Genomic DNA, 17,903 nt, shown 5'->3' on the forward strand with positions numbered 1-17,903 from the left:
TAGGGTCGGCGTCCATGGACCTGAAGATCGTCGAGCTGGGGCCCGACCGGCGGCCCGCCGTGGTGGAGCTCTGCGGGCGGGCACTGGACCTGCCGGAGGACGCGGCCGAGGCGCCCGCCGTCGTGGACACCCTCTGGGCGCGGGCCGCCGCCCACCGCCCGGTGTTCGCGTGGGGCGCGTACCGGCAGGGGCGCCTCGTCGGTGCGCTCATCAGCTCCGTCGCCGCCGGCGACGGCGACGCCCGTGGCCACGTCGACCTGGTCGCGGTGGCACCGGAGGAGCGGCGACGCGGTGTCGGGAGGGCCCTGCTGGCGACCGCCGAGGCGCGGCTCGCCGAGCTCGGCGCGGTGGAGGTGCTGCTCGCCGGCAATCCGCCGTACTACGCCTGGCCCGGCATCGACGTGCGCTACACCCCGGCGGTCTGCGCCGCGCTGGCGCTCGGCTACCGGCAGGACCGGACGGCGTGGAACATGACCGCCGACCTGTCGTACGACGGCTCGCCCGCGCTGCGCCCGACGGAGCCGGCGGAGGCGCGGCTGGCCGGGCAGGGGGTGGTGGTCCGCCGCGCCGAGGCGGGTGACCTGCCGGCGCTGGCGGAGTTCGCCCGCGCCACCTTCGGCGGGGCCTGGGACGCCGAGCTGGCCGGTTCGGTGGGCCGGGAGGGGGCGGGCTGTCACCTGGCCGAGCGCGACGGCGAGGTGCTCGGCTTCGCCGCGTACGGGTCGTCGCGGCCGAGCTGGTTCGGCCCGATGGGCACCGCCCCGGCGGCCGAGGGCTCGGGGATCGGCGGGGTGCTGCTGCGCCGCTGCCTGCGCGAGCAGCGGGCGGCGGGCGTGACGGCGGCGCAGATCGGCTGGGTCGGGCCGGTGCCGTTCTACTCGGGCAGCGCGGGTGCCCGGATCGAGCGCGTCTTCTTCCTGTACCGCAGGACGCTCGGGGACTGACAACGGGGCGAACGGGATATAGACCCCCATAACGCCATTCGCCCGCATTGGTGATCGTCGCGCCCTACCGTTTCCGGTAGAGGAGGCAGCCATGACCACGGACGACGAACGCCCCGGCCCGTTGCCGTTCGACCGGCTCGACTACGGCGACGCCGAGCAGCAGGCGGAGATGGCCGGCGTCGACGGGCCGGCCGACGAGCCGGTGACGCTGGTCGACGAGCCGGTGCAGATCCCGCAGCCGTACGACCGGGCGCAGAAGAGACGCAACCAACGGCCACTGCCGACGTGACAGCGCAAGGGGCGGACCGCTGACGCGGCCCGCCCCTTGCGGCGTTGTTGGAGCTGGACTCAGAAGTCCATGTCCCCGCCACCCGGACCAGCCGGGGCGGCCGGGGTCTTCTCCGGCTTGTCCGCCACGACGGCCTCGGTGGTGAGGAAGAGCGCCGCGATCGACGAGGCGTTCTGCAGCGCCGAGCGCGTCACCTTGGCCGGGTCGATGATGCCCGCGGCCAGCAGGTCGACGTACTCGCCGTTGGCGGCGTTGAGGCCGTGACCCGCTTCCAGGTTACGGACCTTCTCCACCACGACGCCGCCCTCGAGGCCGGCGTTGACAGCGATCTGCCGCAGCGGGGCGTCCAGCGCGACCTTGACGATCTGCGCGCCGGTCGCCTCGTCGCCGGCCAGGTCCAGCTTGTCGAAGGCGGTCTTGCCAGCCTGCACCAGCGCGACGCCACCACCCGGGACGATGCCCTCCTCGACGGCGGCCTTCGCGTTGCGGACGGCGTCCTCGATGCGGTGCTTGCGCTCCTTCAGCTCGACCTCGGTGGCCGCGCCGACCTTGATCACCGCGACGCCGCCGGCCAGCTTGGCCAGCCGCTCCTGCAGCTTCTCGCGGTCGTAGTCGGAGTCGCTCTTCTCGATCTCGGCCCGGATCTGGTTGACCCGGCCCTGGATCTGCTCGGCGTCGCCGGCACCGTCGACGATGGTGGTCTCGTCCTTGGTCACCACGACCTTGCGGGCGCGGCCCAGCATGTCGAGGCCGACGGCGTCCAGCTTGAGGCCGACCTCCTCGCTGATGACCTGGCCACCGGTGAGGATGGCGATGTCGGCCAGCATGGCCTTGCGGCGGTCACCGAAGCCCGGCGCCTTGACGGCGACGGACTTGAAGGTGCCCCGGACCTTGTTGACGACCAGGGTGGCCAGGGCCTCGCCCTCGATGTCCTCGGAGATGATCAGCAGCGGCTTGCCCGACTGCATGACCTTCTCGAGGATCGGGAGCAGGTCCTTGACCGACGAGATCTTGCTGTTGACGATCAGGAGGTAGGGGTCGTCGAAGACGGCCTCCATGCGCTCCGGGTCGGTCATGAAGTAGGCCGAGATGTAGCCCTTGTCGAAGCGCATACCCTCGGTGAGCTCCAGCTCCAGCCCGAAGGTGTTGCTCTCCTCGACGGTGATGACGCCTTCCTTGCCCACCTTGTCCATCGCCTCGGCGATGATCTCGCCGACGCTGGTGTCACCGGCGGAGATGGAGGCGGTGGAGGCGATCTGCTCCTTGGTCTCGACGTCCTTGGCGAGCTTGAGCAGCTCCTCCGAGACGCTGGCCACGGCGGCCTCGATGCCCCGCTTCAGGGCCATCGGGTTGGCACCGGCGGCCACGTTGCGCAGGCCCTCGCGGACCAGGGCCTGGGCCAGGACGGTCGCCGTCGTCGTGCCGTCACCGGCGACGTCGTCGGTCTTCTTCGCGACCTCCTTGACCAGCTCGGCGCCGATCTTCTCGTAGGGGTCCTCGAGCTCGATCTCCTTGGCGATGCTCACACCATCGTTGGTGATGGTGGGGGCACCCCACTTCTTCTCGAGGACGACGTTGCGGCCCTTGGGGCCGAGGGTCACCTTCACGGCGTCGGCGAGCTGGTTCATGCCCCGCTCGAGGCCGCGGCGCGCCTCTTCGTCGAACGCGATCATCTTGGCCATACGGCGTTGTCCTCCTGGACACTCACGGGCCACCCGGAGTGTGTGTCCCGGATGGGCCGCCTGGTGTACGCACCTTGGGACGTCGCCACCTGGCGACGACGACGTCTCCTCGGCCGGGCCGGATAGCCCGCGACGACCGGCCATGTGCCGCAGCCGCGTCTGGACGCCGCTACGACCGTGGCCCTACCGCCCCGACCATTGGCACTCGCGGTATGCGAGTGCCAATGACTTGTTTAGCACTCTCCCCTGCCGAGTGCAAGCACGATCGCCCCGGTCAGTCGAGTTCACCGGCCAGCCGGGCGCTGTCCACCGGCCCCTCGTGGGCACGCTGCTCGGCGTACGTGACGACCAGGCCGACCAGCTGGGCGAGGTGGGTCGGCAGGGCCAGCACCGCGCCCACCAGCGTCACCACGAGCACACCGACCGCCGTGCCGGGCGACTCCAGCGGGGTGGTGCCGAACGGCAGCGTGCCGATGCCCTCCACCATGCTGGCGGCCCCGCTGCCGACGATCACCGCCGCCGCCACCAGCGCCACCCGGCCGAGCAGCAGACCGAGCCGGTCGTGGAACATGCGGAAGGAACGGCCGATCGGGTGCTGCCGCTCGAACAGGTAGACCGGGCCGGCCATGCTCAGCGCGAAGGCGAAGTAGATGCCGGGGATCACGCAGAGACAGACCCCGAGCCCGATGATGACGCTCATCAGCAGGGTCCAGCCCCAGAGGCCCAGCGCCCGGCGCACCCCGTAGGAGAGGGCGGCACCCACGCTCACCGGCTGACCTGCCGCCTGCCGGGTGACCACCCAGGTGCCGGCCGCCCAGCCCAGGCTCTGCACGAAGCCGAAGACGAGGGCGCTGCCGAGCACCACGGACAGCAGGACGACCGTGTCGGTCAGGAAGGTGTCGGGCAGCGCGGCGGGGTCGCCGGCCATCGACTCCTCCCACTTGGCGCTCGGGTCGACGACCAACGAGAGCATCGACACCACCATGGCCGGCAGCACCTGGGTGAGCAGCAGGATCGGCAGCAGCAGCCGCCAGCCCCGACGCACCGCGCCGACGCACCGGCCGAACCAGCCGTTGACGCCCGCGCCGGGCGGGGTGACGAGCAGGTCGGCCGGGTCGAGGCCGTGCCCCGGCGGGTACCACCCGTGGACCGGCTGCCCGGGATAGGCGACCGGAGCGCCCGGCTGCCCGGGGTACGCGACCGGGGCGCCCGGGTACCACGGCTGCCCGCCGTACGGGCCGGAGCCGGCCGGGTACCCGCCGGTGGGCGGGAAGACCCACTCCTGCGGCTGTTGCGGGCCCGTCGGCGCAGCACCGCCCGGGCCGACGGGTGGCGTCGCGGAGGGGTCGGGACCTCCCGGGGGCGGCGCGGCCTGGGGCGGCTGGTCGGACATGAACCCTCCTCAGCGATGGCTGGAACGGCTCACGATCCTCCCCTGCCGACGCAACCGCGCCGAAGCCCGCCCCCGTGGAGCGGACCGGCAGACTGCCCGGCCCCGTGGAGCGGACCGGCCGACGACCGCCCGGGGCACCGGGCCGCCCCCGGCCGGCGCCCCACGACCGGCGGTCGGGAGGTCGGTCGGCGCGGGGGCGCGGGAGGGACGCCCGTCAGGCGATGACGCGCACGCGCTCGGCCTGGGGGCCCTTCTGGCCCTGGGCGATCTCGAACTCGACCCGCTGGCCGTCGTCCAACGCCTTGTAGCCGTCCATCTCGATCGCCGAGAAGTGGACGAAGACGTCCTGCCCACCGTCGACGGCGATGAAGCCGTAGCCCTTTTCGGAGTTGAACCACTTCACGGTGCCCTCTGCCACGGTGCACTTCCTCACTCTGCGCGGCGTTCCACGACCCCGGAGGCCGGGCGGGCCGGCACCGGAGGACCACCGGCTCGGCGATCGACGAGGGCCGCTGAAACGGTGACCGAAATCGCACGCTACACGAAGCGTGACGACGGCGCACGACCACAAATCGGACATACGCCGATCGACAGCCATCGGCCGTCATCGCTGTGATAGGCATTCGGCATGACGAGCACGCCCGACGGTCCGGGGCCGACGCGGCGGGCCGAGATCCGGCGGGTCCGACCCCCGGACGCTGCTCGGATGCGGGCGCTGCGGCTGGAGATGCTCGCCGACGCCCCGTTGGCCTTCCTGGAGACCCTCGCCGACGCGGCGGCCCGGTCGCACGCCGACTACGCGGCCAGGATCGCGTCCGTCTCCGTCGGGGCGGGCACCGCCCAGTTCGTCGCGGACCCGGGCGGCCGGCTCGTCGGGCACGCCGGCGGCACGGTGGCCCCGGGGGAGCCGGGGCTGACCGTGGTGTACGCCGTCTACGTCACCCCGCCCTGGCGGGGCACGGGCCTCCTCGGCGACCTCGTCGACGCGGTCGCGGCCTGGTCCCGCGCCTGCGGGCGCCCCGAACTGATGCTGGAGGTCGTGGTCGGCAACGACCGGGCCTACCGCGCGTACCGGCGGCTGGGCTTCGTCGACACCGGCGTACGCGTCCCGCACCCCACGGTCCCGGCGCTCACCGAGCTCCAGATGCGCCGCCCGGCCTGACCCGCGCCGGCGACCCGTTCCGCCAGGACCGGATCGGCCGCCCGGGGCGGCCCGTGCGGGGCCGACCCGGGCAGCCGGACACCTCAGGCGTGCCGGCGGGACTGCACGATGCGGAACCGGTTGGCCACGTAGGCGCCGTCGGTGAGCGCCGAGTTGGCCGCCGCGTTGGCGCCGCTGCCGTGGAAGTCGGAGAAGGCCGCCGACTGGTTCACGAAGACCCCGCCGGTCAGGTTGCAGGACAGGTGCACCCCGACCTCGATCGCCGCGGCCTCGGCCGCGTCGAGGACCGCCTCGTCGGTGGAGTAGACCGCCGCGGTGAGCGCGCCCTTCTCGCCGACCGTGGCGCGCAGGATCTCCAGGCTGTGCGCGGTGGAGTCCGTGGCGATGGCGAACGAGATCGGCCCGAACCACTCCTTCGAGTAGGTCGCGGTGTCGTCGGCCGCCAGCCTGACCACCGTCGGGGTGCGGACCACCGCGCCGGGGAAGGCCGGGTGCTCGACCGTACGCGACTCCAGCACCGCCTCGCCGACCTTGGTGACCTCGTCGAGGCGCTCCAGCACCCCGTCGTTGACGATCGCGCCGGTCATCTCCACCCCGCGCGCCGGGTCGGCGGTGACCTTGGCGACCGCCGCGGCGATCCCGCCCGCCACCTCGTCGAAGCTCTTGTGCCCCTGGTCGGTCTCGATGCCGTTGCCGGGGATCAGGATGTTCTGCGACGTGGTGCACATCTGGCCGCTGTAGAGGCTCAGGGTGAAGCCGAGGTTGCGGCACATCCCGGCGAAGTCGTCGGTGGAGTCGATCACCACCGTGTTCAGCCCGGCCTTCTCGGTGTAGACCGCCGCCTGCCGGGCGTTGGCCTCCAGCCAGTCGCCGTACTCGGTGGAACCGGTGAAGTCGATGATCTTCACGGCCGGGTGCAGGGCCAGCGTGGAGGCGAGCTTCTCCCCGGGGGCCTCGGGGGCGAGCAGCACCAGGTTCGGGTCGAAGCCGGCCTCGGCGAGCACCTCCCGGGCGTACTTCACCGTGATCGCCAGCGGCAGCACCGCGCGCGGGTGCGGCTTGACGACCACCGGGTTGCCGGTGACCAGCGAGGCGAACAGCCCCGGGTACGAGTTCCAGGTCGGGAAGGTGTTGCAGCCGATCACCAGCGCCACGCCACGGGGCACCACGTGGAAGGTCTTGGTCATCCGCAGCGGGTCGCCCTTGCCGGCCGCCTTCTCCCAGCCCGCCGTTCCCGGGTGCCGGGTCATCTCCGCGTACGCGTAGGCGACCGCCTCCAGCGCGCGGTCCAGCGCGTGCGCGCCGCCGGCCTGGAAGGCCATCACGAAGGCCTGGCCGCTGGTGAACTGCACCGCGTTGGCCAGCTCGAAGATGTGCTTGTGCAGCCGGTCGAGGATCTCCAGGCAGACCCCCGCCCGGGCCTGCGGGCCGGCGTCGCGCCAGGCGGGCAGGGCGGCGGAGGCGGCGGCGACCAACTCGTCGGCGCCGGCGTGCGGGTAGCGGACGTTCAGCTCGACGCCGAACGGGCTGCTCTCGGTGGCGACCCGGTCGGCCGCGCCCGGCTGGTCGAGGGGGAAGTCACCGCCGAGGTACGCCTCGAAGGCGGCCTTGCCGTCGGCGGCGGCGGTCTCGCCGTAGACCCGGGGGCTGGGCGACTCGGGATAGGCGGACCAGTACCCGCGCTCCGTGATCGCGGTCAGCGCCCGGTTGAGGGTGTCGGCGTGCCTGTCGTACAGGGGGTGCGGGGTCTCCGTCATGCCCGCCATCATGCAACAGGAACCCCTCAGATCAGTAGGGGCGTGTCACAACTCAGATGGTGAGCTGCCAGTCGGTCCAACCGTCGACGGGACGGAACCCGAGCTGCTCGTTGATCCGCACCATGTGGGCGTTCTCCGCCGCGTTGAACGTGTCGATCGCGCGTACCGCCGGTTCGTGGGCCAGCAGGTGGCGCAGGTTCTCGACCTTGGTGAGCAGGCCGAGGCGGCGGCCGCGGTGCTCCGGGTCGACGATGGTGATCTGCTGGAACGCGTGCCAGTCGGCCGACGCCCCGACGTCGAGCAGGGTCCAGGCGACCACCCGGCCGGACGCCTCGTGGCGCACCGCCGTGTGGTAGCGCCGCCGCCCCCGCGCCCGCAGCGCCCGCTCGATGCCGCGGACGCGTTCGACGTCGATCCGCTCCGGCTCCCACTCCACGTCGCCCAGGGGCGCGTCGGTCATCAACCGGCCGTCGAGGTAGGCGATGTCGGCGACGTACTCCTGCGGGGTGTCTCCCTGCCAGCGCACGACGTCGTAGCCGGCGGCCCGGCTCCGGGCGTCGGCCAGCGCGGCGGCCAGGCCGTCGTGGTCGAGCCGGGTGGTGTCGAGCCGGCGGCGGACCTCGGCCAGCGCCGGCCGGGCGCCGGTCGACGCGGCGAAGGCGGCGGGGGCCCCGAAGCGGTCCGGGCCGCCGGGAAGCGCGGAGACCGCCATCGCCAGCACCCGCTTGCGACCCCGCTCCCGCAGCAGGCGTACGCCGTGCTCGTGCAGCGCGCGCCCGACGCCGCGGCGCCGGTGCTCCGGGTGCACGACCAGGTCGGCCTCGGCGTTCTCGGTGTTGTCGAGCTGCGGCAGGTCCAACGCGAGGTAGCCGGCGGGCACGCCGTCGAGGCGGGCCAGCGCCCAGAGCGGCTCGTTGCCCGGCATCGGGTGCCGAATCGCCGCCTCGAAGCGCCGCCGGCAGAAGGGCGGGAAGTCCGGCAGGTCGACAGCGTTGGCCGCCGCGCCGATCCGGTAGGCCTCGTCAACGGCGGCCTGGTCGGCGGCGTCGAGCGGCGCGATCGCGATGCTCATCGGCTGAGGGTGCGCCACCGGACGACGATCGGGCCAGCGAATTAACGCTGGCCCGATCGGAAGTTGGTCGGGAGGGACGCTCGCACAACGCCTCCGGCGTTGGGTCGCAAGAACTGAAAGTCTCCGGCGAAACGCCCTCCCGCACGGAGCATCTTGCGCTGTCCGGTTCCTGCCGTCAAGTCCTCGTCGGCGCGTTTTCCGCACTCACAGCGAAATCCCAGTTACGCCGCGAATCCCCCACCCCGCCCTCCTGCCCCCACCCCACCCCGGTCCCCGGGGTCCCGAGCGTCGATCATGAGGTTGGCGGCACTGTTCGCGATCAGCTTCGCCGTCAACCTCATGATCGACGCGGAGCAGGTGGGTGCGGGAGGGGGGTGGGGGTGGGGGTGGGGGTCAGCCGAGGAGGCCGGCGTCGCGGGCGGCGCGGAGCGAGGGCTTGATGCGGTGGGTGGGGCCGACCTCGCCGGCCACCGCGTCGAGGGTCTTGAGGCCCTCGCCGGTGTTGAAGACGACGGTCTCGGCGGTCGGGTCGAGGCGGCCGGACTCGACCAGCTTGCGCAGCACGGCCACGGTCACCCCGCCGGCCGTCTCGGCGAAGACACCGGTGGTCCGGGCCAGCAGCCGGATGCCGGCGCGGATCTCGTCGTCGTCGACGTACTCCATCCAGCCCCCGGTGCGGCGCACCGCCTCCAGCGCGTAGATGCCGGCGGCCGGGTCGCCGATGTTGAGGGACTTGGCGATGCCGGTCGGCTTGACGGGCGTGATGGTGTCGGTGTCGGCGTGCAGGGCGGTGGCGATGGGGTTGCAGCCCGCCGACTGCGCGCCGAACACCTTCCAGCCGCCGGCCGGCGCCTCGACCAGGCCGATCTCGACCAGCTCGGCGAACGCCTTGTCGATCTTGGTGAGCAGCTCGCCGGAGGCCATCGGGATCACCACCTGCGCGGGGATCCGCCAGCCGAGCTGCTCGGCGACCTCGTAGCCGAGCGTCTTCGAGCCCTCGGCGTAGTAGGGGCGCACGTTGACGTTGACGAACGCGGTGTCCTCGAACTCGTCCGTCTCCACCAACTCGCCGCAGAGCCGGTTCACGTCGTCGTACGAGCCGTCGATGGCGACCAGCTCGCCGCCGTAGACGGCGGTGGTGATGACCTTGCCCTGCTCCAGGTCGCCGGGGATGAAGACCACCGACGGCGCGCCGGCCCGGGCCGCGTGCGCGGCGACCGAGTTGGCCAGGTTTCCGGTGGAGGCGCAGGCGTAGCGGCTGAAGCCGAGCGCGTGGGCGGCCGTCAACGCCACCGAGACGACCCGGTCCTTGAACGAGTGGGTCGGGTTGGCGCTGTCGTCCTTGACCCAGAGCGGGGCGGTGATGCCCAGCTCGGCGGCGAGGTGCGGGGCGGCCACCAGCGGGGTGAAACCGGGGTCGAGGGTGACCCGGGTGGCCGGGTCCTGGCCGGCGGGCAGCAGCGCCGCGTACCGCCAGATGTTCTGCGGGCCCGCCTCGATCTGCTCCCGGGTGACCGTCGCGAGCGCGGCGGCGTCGTAGTCGACCTCCAGCGGGCCGAAACACTCGTAGCAGGCGTGCTGGGCGGCGAGCGGATAGCGGGCCGAACAGGCGCGGCAGACCAGGGCGCGGGCGGGGCTGGCGGTGGTGTCGATGCCGGAGGGGGCGAACGTCGACGTCATGTCGCGGGTCCTCTCATCTTTCCCCGCATCGCACCCTGCGGCGGGGACGGAATTGGCACCTGCCCCGCCGGTCGCTCTGCGATGAGCGCGCGGGGTGGTTGCCGGGGCGTCGTCGGGCCGTATCCCTCAGCCCCTCTGGATGAGGTATGCAGTTGTGCCGTCGAGTCTAAGCACCGACGCCGCCCGGACCGACGCGAGATCCCACGCTGTGAGCGATCCCGCAGTCGCCGTCGGGCGGCCGGCGGACCTTCCTCGACGGTACGGATTCAGGCGGTCACCGAGCGGGAGTCGGCGGGGCGTCGGGCCCGCAGCGCGGTGTCGACCGCCCACGCGCCGGGGCCGAACACGGCGATCAGCAGGAACGACCAGCAGAACAGGACGGCCAGCTCACCGCCGTTGCGCAGCGGGAGCAGCGCGTCGGGCTGGTGCACCACGAAGTACGCGTAGGCCATCGAGCCGGACGCCAGCAGGGCCGCCGCCCGGGTCAACAGCCCGACGAGCACCAGCCCGCCGCAGACCGCCTGGATCAGCGCGGCCCACCACCCCGGCCACTCGCCGAGCGGGACCGCCTCGCCGGTGCCCCGGCTGCCACCGAGGACCCCGAGCAGTGAGGCCAGGCCGTGGCAGAGGAAGAGCAGGCCGACGACGGCACGGAACAGGGACAGGGCCGGGCCGCCGATCCGGTCAGCGAGCATCAGGGCACCTCCGGTCAGGAATAGGGGACGACACCAGGATGCCGCCGGACATTTGACGGTGTCGATTGATTCCCCCTCTATGGGAACGCTCCCATCTACGTCGACACCATGTCCACGAGGGCGTTGGCGCGGGCCCGTTACGGTGCGGGCACATCGACGGAAAGGAACGCGCGATGCGTCGCAAGCTCGTCCCGGTGGTGGCGCTCTCCATGGCCTGCCTGCTGGCGTTCACCACCGCCTGCTCCACCGGCAACCGCAAGAAGCGGAACCGGTCCGCCGACCGGACCGCCGGCACCGCCGCGAAGCGTGACGACGTCGACGCCACCCCGGCGACCACCCGGGCGACCCCCACCCCGCGCCGCACCGGCGACCAGCTCACCTGCCTGGAACTGCGCGACACCCGGGTCGGCAGCCGGAAGGTCCGCTACCGCGGGTACGCCGCCCCGCTCCGCCTCTCCGACGGCCGGTGGTCCGACCGGGACGGCACGACGGTGCAGTTGCAGCGACCGTGCGCCGTCGGCGACCTCGACGGCGACGGCGCGGGCGACGCGATCGGCGTGGTCGCGCTCGACGGCGGCGGCACCGGCCGTTTCTTCACCCTCGCCGCCTGGCGCAACGTCAGGGGCGAGCCGGACTACCAGGCCCAGGTCGACCTCGGCGACCGTACGCCGGTGGAGAGCGTCAGCGTGCGTGACGGCAGGGCGACGGTGGTCTACCTGACCCGGCCGGCGGGCGGCCCGATGGCGGAGCTGAGCATCCGGCGCACCGCCGTCTACCAGCTCAGAGGCGCGACACTGGCCGAGCTGAGCCACACCGACGCCCGGGTGACCGACGCGCCCGACGACGGGGACACCGCCGACTCGGGCACCGCGCCGGACTCCCCCGACTCCCCCACCCGCAAGCGCAGGCCCCGTTCCCGCTGACGTCCCCGCGACCGGGCCGCCTCAGTCGGGGACCGGTCGGTGGGTCGGCGGCCTCGGTAGCCGTATGGATCCGGTGGCCGTGCAGCCCTGCTGACCCACCTCGCCGAGGCAGCCCCACCCCGAGGTCGGAACCCGCTCGAAGTACTGCACGGGCTGCGCCGGAACGGCCTCGGTGGTGAACGTGCCGGCACCGCTCGGGATGCGTTGCTCGTGGGAACCGGTCGTGTCGGTGTACGAGGCGACGATGTGCCACTGGCAGGTGTGGCTGCTCACCTCCGGCTGGACCCGGAACGCCATGTTCGACTGGCCGTTGCCCAGCTCGACGACATTGCGGCGGAAGTACAGCTGACCTTCCTTCGGCTCGCCCTCGTCCAGGACGTACGGGCCGTGCGGTTTGTCCGTCGGCCCGCCGGTCAGGTCCCACAGCAGGCCCTGCCGGGACTCGGCACCCCCCGGGGGGATGGTGACGACGGTCTGCGCCGTGGGTGCGTGGCACGAGTCCTTGACGGCGACCATGTTGTTGATCGTGAGTCCGGCGACGCGATCGCTGTTCAGGTTCAGGTCGAACGTCTGGGCATTGCCGCGATTCTCGTTGCCGTCCTCGAAGGGCGCCACGTAGGACGCACTCTCGACGACCCGGCCGCCGAGCGGCTTCATGAACTCCCACACCCGCGACGCATCACCGTTCAGGGCGGTGAGGGTGGCCTGCTCGCCCTCGGTCAGCGGCCGATCGAGCAGCACGCGGAAGGCCTCGGGGAGGTCCCGGTCGTAGTCCAGGGGCGTGACGGTGGACACGAAGGCGGGTTGCTCACGGTCGACCGCTTCCTGAGCCTGCTTGTCCGAGCGGGCCCGATCGGTGGCCGTCGACCGGTCCAGGAGGAAGTTGGCCTGGTAGGCGAACAGCGCGCCGACCACGAGGATGACGACGGCGGCGGTCGCGTACACCGCACGCTGCCTGGGCGGGAGCCCGCGAAATCCGGGCAGGCGTTCATCGGCCAGCACGGCCCAGGCCTTCGTCCTTGACGGGGGCCCGGACGGCTGCTCCGGTGGCGGCACGGGCGGGGAAGCGGACGACGGCTCAGCCGGTGGCCCAGGCGGAGACGTGGACGAGCGCTCGGTCGGCGGCTCGGGTGGCGGCCCGGCGGGCGGAGTGGCCATACCCGATTCTCACTCACAGGCGCCATGCCGTCACAGAAGCCGCCCGGCGGTGTCCAGTCAGGAGCATCGCCCCGGTCGCCGCGGCCAGGTCGGGGGTACGCGCCTCCCCGCTGAAGTGGGCAGTGGCGCAGCCGACCGGGGGGACGTTCCAGAGTCGACGGGCCAGGGGCTCCATCATCAACCGGGCGCCCATGGTGCGGCTCGAACCGGTGGCCGGCTGCAGCCGGGCTGCGACCGACGCTCCGATCACCTCACTCCGGGTGGCGCGGGCCGAGTGATGTCGTAGGCGATTCAGCTCGACAGGCACCGCCCGGGGTGGCCCGGCCCGCTGGCCCCGCAGGTGGGGCAGCTCGACAGCGCCACCGGATCCCCACCGGGCGGGTGTCAGAGAATCGGCGGCGCACCGGCCGGTGCGATGATCGGGCGATGGCCCACCCCGCACCCCGACCCGCGAGCCGACCCGCACCCCGACCCGCGGGCGGACCCGCACCGCGTCCTCGCGACGGCATCGCAGGTCCGGCACGGGCGGTCGGACTCGCGATCGCCGGCCTCGTCCTGCTCGGCGCCTGTGCGCCGGCGATCGACCCGCCGTCGGCCGACCTGCCGCCAGCCGGATCAGCGCCGGCCACGATGCCGACCGCGACCGCATCGGCGACGGCGTTCTGGGCCACTCCCACGACCGAGTGCCCGGCAGCCGGCGTCCGGATCAGTTCGCCGGGCAGCAACGCCGCGATGGGTCTGCGTGCGCTCGGCCTGGAGCTGGTCAACTGCGGCACGAAGCCCTACCGGCTCCACGGCTACCCCGTGCTGCGCCTGTTCGACGGCGACGGCGACCCCATCCCGGTCCGGGTGGTCCACGGGGCCAAGGAAATCACCTCGGGCTTCGACGACCCGCCCCGGCCACTGACCCTGCAGCCCGGCGAGCGGGCCGGCGCCGCCGTGCTCTGGCGCAACCTGGTCACCGATCCGACGGTCGTCGCCACCGATGGCGAGCGCCTGGAGGTCGCGCCCGCAGTGGGCGGGGCCGCGCAGGTCGTCGGCCTGGACGGGCCCGTCGACCTCGGCAACACGGGCCGGATCGGCGTCAGCGCCTGGAAGAAGGCGACCGACCCGGCACCGACGCCGGCCCGGCCGGGCAGACCGGTGCCGAGCAGGTCGGCGCCGAGCAGGTCGGCGCCGAGCAGCCCTCGGCCGCTGCCGTGAGGCGCCCGGCGTCTCAGCTGGTGACGTCCTTGCGGGTGAAGCGCCAGAACGCCAGGCCCCAGAACAGCGTCGCGTAGCTGATCGCCGAGATCGCCCCGCGTACCACGTCGTCGGTCTGCACCGGCGTCGACAGCAGCCCCAGCCAGGCGGTGCTGTAGTGCGTCGGCAGGAACGCGCGCAGCGCGCCCAGGGCGGTGATCTGGTCGAGGATGCTGGAGAGGATCCAGAGCAGCACCGCGCCGCCGACCGCGCCCAGCGCGGCGTCCGTCACCACGGACAGCAGGAACGCCAGGCCGGCCACCACCAGGAGTACGACCGCCAGGTAGCCGAGCACGCCCAGCAGCCGCAGCAGCCCCTCGCCCGGTTCGAGCTGGGCCGCCACCGTGCTGCGCAGCGGCTCCCAGCCGTAGCGGAGGGTGCCGATCAGCAGGGCGGTGCCGGCGAGCAGCAGCAGTGCCAGGGCCGAGTAGACGAGCGCGACGAGCAGCTTCACCGTCAGCAGGCGGGCCCGGGGCACCGGCACCGCCAGCAGGTAGCGCAGGCTGCCCCAGCTCGCCTCGCTGGCCACCGTGTCCCCGCAGAACAGCGCCACCACCACGACCATCAGGAACGACGCCGAGACGAAGATGGTGAAGAGCGTGAAGTTCAGCCCGCCCGACGTGGCGAACTCCACCAGGCTGCCGAACTCCCCGCGCCCGTTGTCGTCGTCGCCGCTTGTGTCGAACTGGAACGCGATCAGGATGATCAACGGCAGCAGCACCATGAACCCGAGCGCGAGCTGCGTACGCCGCCGGGAGGCCTGCCGCCGGAACTCGGCGCCGAACGGCAGGGTCGCCGAGGGCCGGTAGCCGGCCGCCGCTCCCGCCGTGGGTGACGTGCCCGCCATCATCGGTCCCCGCTTCCCCGAGAGTTCTCGCCCACCAGGGCGAGGAACGCGTCCTCCAGGCGGCGCCGCGGCACCACCCGGTCCACCCCGATGCCGGCCCGGACCAGCTCGGCGACCACCTCGCTGCGGGCGGTGCCGTTCGTGTCCACCACGAGCTGCCCCTCACCGTCGGGAAGCACCCGCACCCCGTCCAGACCGTCCAGCACCGCCCGGGCGGCCTCCGGGTCGGTCACGTCGAAGAGCACGCTGGGCGACTCGCCCACGATCTCCTCGACCGGTCCCGAGGCGACGATGCGGCCCTTGTTCACCACCACCGCGTGGGTGCAGGTCTGCTCCACCTCGGCGAGCAGGTGGCTGGAGACCAGCACCGCCCGGCCGTCGGTGGCGTAGCGCTGGAGCACCCGGCGCATCTCCGCGATCTGCGGCGGGTCGAGCCCGTCGGTCGGCTCGTCGAGCACCAGCAGCTCGGGCAGGCCCAGCATCGCCTGCGCGATGGCGAGGCGCTGCCGCATGCCGTGGCTGTAGTTGTTGGTCCTGCGGTGCACGGAGTCGCCCAGGCCGGCGATCTCCAGGGCCTCCTCGAAGTGCGCGTCCTCGGCGGGCCGTCCGGTGGCCCGCCAGTACGCCTTCAGGTTGTCCAGTCCCGACAGGTGCGGCAGGAAGCCCGGCCCCTCGACGAGCGCGCCGATCCGGGACAGCACCGGCGATCCGGGCACCAGCCGGTGCCCGAAGACGTAGATCTCGCCGGCGGTGGGCTGGGTCAGCCCCATCAGCACCCGCAGCGTGGTGGTCTTGCCCGCGCCGTTCGGGCCGAGCAGGCCGACGACCTGACCGGGGTGCACCTCGAAGTCCACGTTGGAGACGGCGACGAAGCCGTCCGCGTACTCCTTGCGGAGCTGCCGCACGGCCAGCGGGACGCCCGCGTACGCCGGGTGGATGGAGCTGTCCTGGCGGCGGTGCCGGCGGCGGACCACGGCGACGACCACGACGAGCCCGACGACGATCGCGGCGACCAGGCCGGCCAGCACCCAGCGCCACACGGTGGCGGAGGTGGGAATCGGGTCGCCGGCGACGGTCGGCAGGCTGACCGCGCCGGTGGCCGCGACGGTGTGCACGGCCGGCTCGACCGGGGTGGCGTACGCCTGGTCGGAGGTCGCCACCACCACGCGCAGCCGGTGCCCGGCCTCGATCCTGCGCACGATCGCCGGCAGGGTGACGGTGACCGGGCGTGCCGCGTCGATCGTCGGCGGCAGGCCGGTGAGGCGGACCGGGGCGACCAGGCCGTTGGGCAGGGTGGCCGCGCCGTTGGGGTCGACGTCGTAGAGCTTGACGAAGAGCACCGCCTCCCCCGTCGGCGACGCCGCCCGCACGTCGACCGTCGGGGCGCCGACGACGTCCACCGCCTCGGCCAGCGGCTGCGACTCGAACCGGGCGTGCTGGCCGGGAATGTCGCCGGCCACGCCGCCGAGCAGCGACGACAACTCACCGGCGAAGGGCACCGAGGAGATGGCGGCCGGGTTGCGTGACGGCGGGTTGGCGACGGGCTGGGCGGGGCCGGCCACCGGTACGCTCCGGCGGGCCGTGCCGGCGACGCCGGGATAGTCGGCGTAGCGGTAGCCAGTCGCCACCAGCCCCCGGTCGAGGGCGTCGAAGCCGGCGATCCGCGACCAGGTGAAGTCGTCGCCCGGGGCCTCGCCCTCGCCCTTGACGTAGTGGTCGAGCCACTGCACGGTCAGGAACTTCACCCGGTCCGAGTCGGTCTTCGGGCCCTCGCCGCCGTCGTGGCCGCCGGTGAACCAGGCCACCCGGACGGGCGTGCCGGCGGCGGCGATGCCGTTCGCGTTCGCGTTCGCCTCGCCGAGCGGGAAGAGGGTGTCGGCCTCGCCCTGCACGAGCAGGGTCGGCGCCTTGATCCGGTCGAGCACCCCGGCCGGGCTGGAGCGGCGCAGCAGGTCCACGGCGGCCTGGTCGGCCCGACCCGTGGTGGCGATGCGCAGGTACGCGGCGCAGATGTCGGCGGCGAATCGGCCGCATGCCGGGTCTCCCGCCCCGGCGGGGGCGCGCCCGGGACCCGTCCCCGGGCCGGCGCCCGGCCCCGGGCTGGGCGGGCCGGCGGAGGCGGGCGCCCCCTCGGGCTGCGCGGCGCTGGTCCCGGAGAGCCCGGCCGGCCCGGAGCCGACGTTGCCGCCGCCGCCGAAGAACAGCCCGGCCCAGCCGGACTTGAACACGCCCTCGGTGGGCTCCTTGCCGCTGCTCTCCGGCAGGAAGGAGCGGGACAGGTCGTTCCAGGTGATCATCGGCACGATCGCGTCGACGCGCTGGTCCTGCGCGGCGAGCAGGAGCGCCAGGGCGCCGCCGTACGAGCCGCCGACGACGCCGACCTTCGGGTCCCCGGCGGCGTCGGTACGGATCTCGGGCCGGGCGGCGAGCCAGTCCAGCAGCCGTTCGGCGTCCCGGACCTCGTAGTCCGGGTGGTCCAGGTGGATCTGCCCGCCGCTGCGGCCGAAGCCCCGCGCGGTCCAGGTGAGCACCGCGTAGCCGCGCCCGGCGAACTCCTCGGCGTCGGCGCGGACGGAGTCCTTCGTGCCACCGAAGCCGTGCGCCAGCAGCACGGCCGGCACCTTGTTCGCCGCCGACGCGTCCTCGGGCAGGTAGAAGGTGGTGTCCAGGTCGACGGGCTCGTCCCCGCCCGGCCCGGAGCGGACGTTCACGAACGCCGCCTCGGTGCGGACGGCCGGCCCCTGCGGCAGGACTGCCCAGGTCACGGCGGCGGCGAGTAGCACGACGACCACCGTCGCGGCGACGGCGCGGCGGCGGGTGGGCAGGGCACGCCGGATCCACGCGGCCGACAACGGCGATCTCATTGGGCACACGGTACGGCCCGGATCCTGAGCGTTGGCTGAGATCCTCCGTACGTCCGTCCGGTTGATCCGATCGGCGTCGCACCGGCGCGGTCCAGACCGTCTCACGGAGATGAATTCGGATCATGTGAATTCCGATGTTCGTCGGAAATCCACTCCGATCCATCCTTGTCACTCTCTGGCCCGGCACGGACGGTG

15 protein-coding genes and 1 riboswitch are annotated in these 17,903 nt (G+C 73.1%); of the genes, 5 read left to right on the plus strand and 10 right to left on the minus strand.

Translation table 11 applies throughout. From position 1 onward, the window contains the following. The first annotated feature begins 14 nt into the window (after positions 1 to 14). On the plus strand, positions 15 to 944 hold the full coding sequence (locus tag AB0B83_RS15235) for a GNAT family N-acetyltransferase (RefSeq protein ID WP_357578712.1): 930 nt from the start codon (positions 15 to 17) through the stop codon (positions 942 to 944). Between the two features lie 91 nt (positions 945 to 1,035). Then, positions 1,036 to 1,233 (plus strand): hypothetical protein, encoded by a 198-nt coding sequence (locus AB0B83_RS15240; protein WP_357578713.1) that lies wholly within the window; start codon positions 1,036 to 1,038, stop codon positions 1,231 to 1,233. 59 nt (positions 1,234 to 1,292) lie between these two features. Here AB0B83_RS15240 and groL read toward each other — a convergent pair whose 3' ends face one another. The 3 genes from groL to AB0B83_RS15255 all read right to left on the minus strand — a co-directional run bounded on the left by groL (position 1,293) and on the right by AB0B83_RS15255 (position 4,726). Further along, the gene (groL, locus tag AB0B83_RS15245) at positions 1,293 to 2,915 is read right to left on the minus strand and encodes a chaperonin GroEL (protein WP_357578714.1); all 1,623 of its coding nucleotides are present in this window, start codon (positions 2,913 to 2,915) and stop codon (positions 1,293 to 1,295) included. 274 nt (positions 2,916 to 3,189) lie between these two features. Beyond that, positions 3,190 to 4,308, minus strand: coding sequence for a DUF3824 domain-containing protein (locus AB0B83_RS15250; RefSeq protein WP_357578715.1), 1,119 nt, complete (start codon positions 4,306 to 4,308; stop codon positions 3,190 to 3,192). A 214-nt stretch (positions 4,309 to 4,522) separates the two neighbouring features. Then, the gene (locus tag AB0B83_RS15255; RefSeq protein WP_121400069.1) at positions 4,523 to 4,726 is read right to left on the minus strand and encodes a cold-shock protein; all 204 of its coding nucleotides are present in this window, start codon (positions 4,724 to 4,726) and stop codon (positions 4,523 to 4,525) included. A 210-nt stretch (positions 4,727 to 4,936) separates the two neighbouring features. Between AB0B83_RS15255 and AB0B83_RS15260 the strand changes: the two genes are divergently transcribed. Continuing rightward, a complete protein-coding gene (locus tag AB0B83_RS15260) occupies positions 4,937 to 5,470 on the plus strand; it encodes a GNAT family N-acetyltransferase (protein ID WP_357578716.1) in 534 nt (177 codons plus the stop codon). A gap of 83 nt (positions 5,471 to 5,553) precedes the next feature. On the opposite strand, the gene paaN is transcribed toward AB0B83_RS15260, so the two are convergent. The 4 genes from paaN to AB0B83_RS15280 all read right to left on the minus strand — a co-directional run bounded on the left by paaN (position 5,554) and on the right by AB0B83_RS15280 (position 10,674). After that, positions 5,554 to 7,227, minus strand: a complete 1,674-nt coding sequence (paaN, locus tag AB0B83_RS15265; protein ID WP_311411753.1) for a phenylacetic acid degradation protein PaaN — start codon at positions 7,225 to 7,227, stop codon at positions 5,554 to 5,556. Positions 7,228 to 7,279: 52 nt separating this feature from the next. After that, on the minus strand, positions 7,280 to 8,299 hold the full coding sequence (locus AB0B83_RS15270; protein WP_357578717.1) for a GNAT family N-acetyltransferase: 1,020 nt from the start codon (positions 8,297 to 8,299) through the stop codon (positions 7,280 to 7,282). 393 nt (positions 8,300 to 8,692) lie between these two features. After that, positions 8,693 to 9,979, minus strand: a complete 1,287-nt coding sequence (gene thrC / locus AB0B83_RS15275) for a threonine synthase (RefSeq protein WP_357578718.1) — start codon at positions 9,977 to 9,979, stop codon at positions 8,693 to 8,695. A 10-nt stretch (positions 9,980 to 9,989) separates the two neighbouring features. Then, positions 9,990 to 10,125: riboswitch (SAM riboswitch) on the minus strand. Between the two features lie 120 nt (positions 10,126 to 10,245). Beyond that, complete coding sequence (locus AB0B83_RS15280; RefSeq protein ID WP_151456024.1) at positions 10,246 to 10,674, minus strand: DoxX family protein; 429 nt, start codon at positions 10,672 to 10,674, stop codon at positions 10,246 to 10,248. A gap of 173 nt (positions 10,675 to 10,847) precedes the next feature. Between AB0B83_RS15280 and AB0B83_RS15285 the strand changes: the two genes are divergently transcribed. Then, positions 10,848 to 11,597 (plus strand): hypothetical protein, encoded by a 750-nt coding sequence (locus AB0B83_RS15285; RefSeq protein ID WP_357578719.1) that lies wholly within the window; start codon positions 10,848 to 10,850, stop codon positions 11,595 to 11,597. A gap of 21 nt (positions 11,598 to 11,618) precedes the next feature. On the opposite strand, the gene AB0B83_RS15290 is transcribed toward AB0B83_RS15285, so the two are convergent. After that, positions 11,619 to 12,512: a hypothetical protein gene (locus AB0B83_RS15290; RefSeq protein WP_357578720.1), complete on the minus strand. Its 894-nt coding sequence runs from the start codon at positions 12,510 to 12,512 to the stop codon at positions 11,619 to 11,621. A gap of 873 nt (positions 12,513 to 13,385) precedes the next feature. On the opposite strand from AB0B83_RS15290, the gene AB0B83_RS15295 reads away from it, so the two are divergent. Next, positions 13,386 to 13,958, plus strand: coding sequence for a DUF4232 domain-containing protein (locus tag AB0B83_RS15295; protein ID WP_357578721.1), 573 nt, complete (start codon positions 13,386 to 13,388; stop codon positions 13,956 to 13,958). Between the two features lie 13 nt (positions 13,959 to 13,971). Here the strand turns inward: AB0B83_RS15295 and AB0B83_RS15300 are convergent, their stop codons facing one another. Continuing rightward, entirely contained in the window at positions 13,972 to 14,847 is an 876-nt protein-coding gene (locus AB0B83_RS15300) for an ABC transporter permease subunit (RefSeq protein WP_357578722.1), read from the minus strand. Next, a complete protein-coding gene (locus tag AB0B83_RS15305) occupies positions 14,844 to 17,708 on the minus strand; it encodes an alpha/beta fold hydrolase (protein WP_357578723.1) in 2,865 nt (954 codons plus the stop codon). Before AB0B83_RS15305 ends, AB0B83_RS15300 begins: the two co-directional genes overlap by 4 nt. Between the last annotated feature and the right edge of the window lie 195 nt (positions 17,709 to 17,903).

The organism is Micromonospora sp. NPDC049060 (assembly GCF_040649055.1).
Lineage (GTDB): Bacteria > Actinomycetota > Actinomycetes > Mycobacteriales > Micromonosporaceae > Micromonospora > Micromonospora reichwaldensis.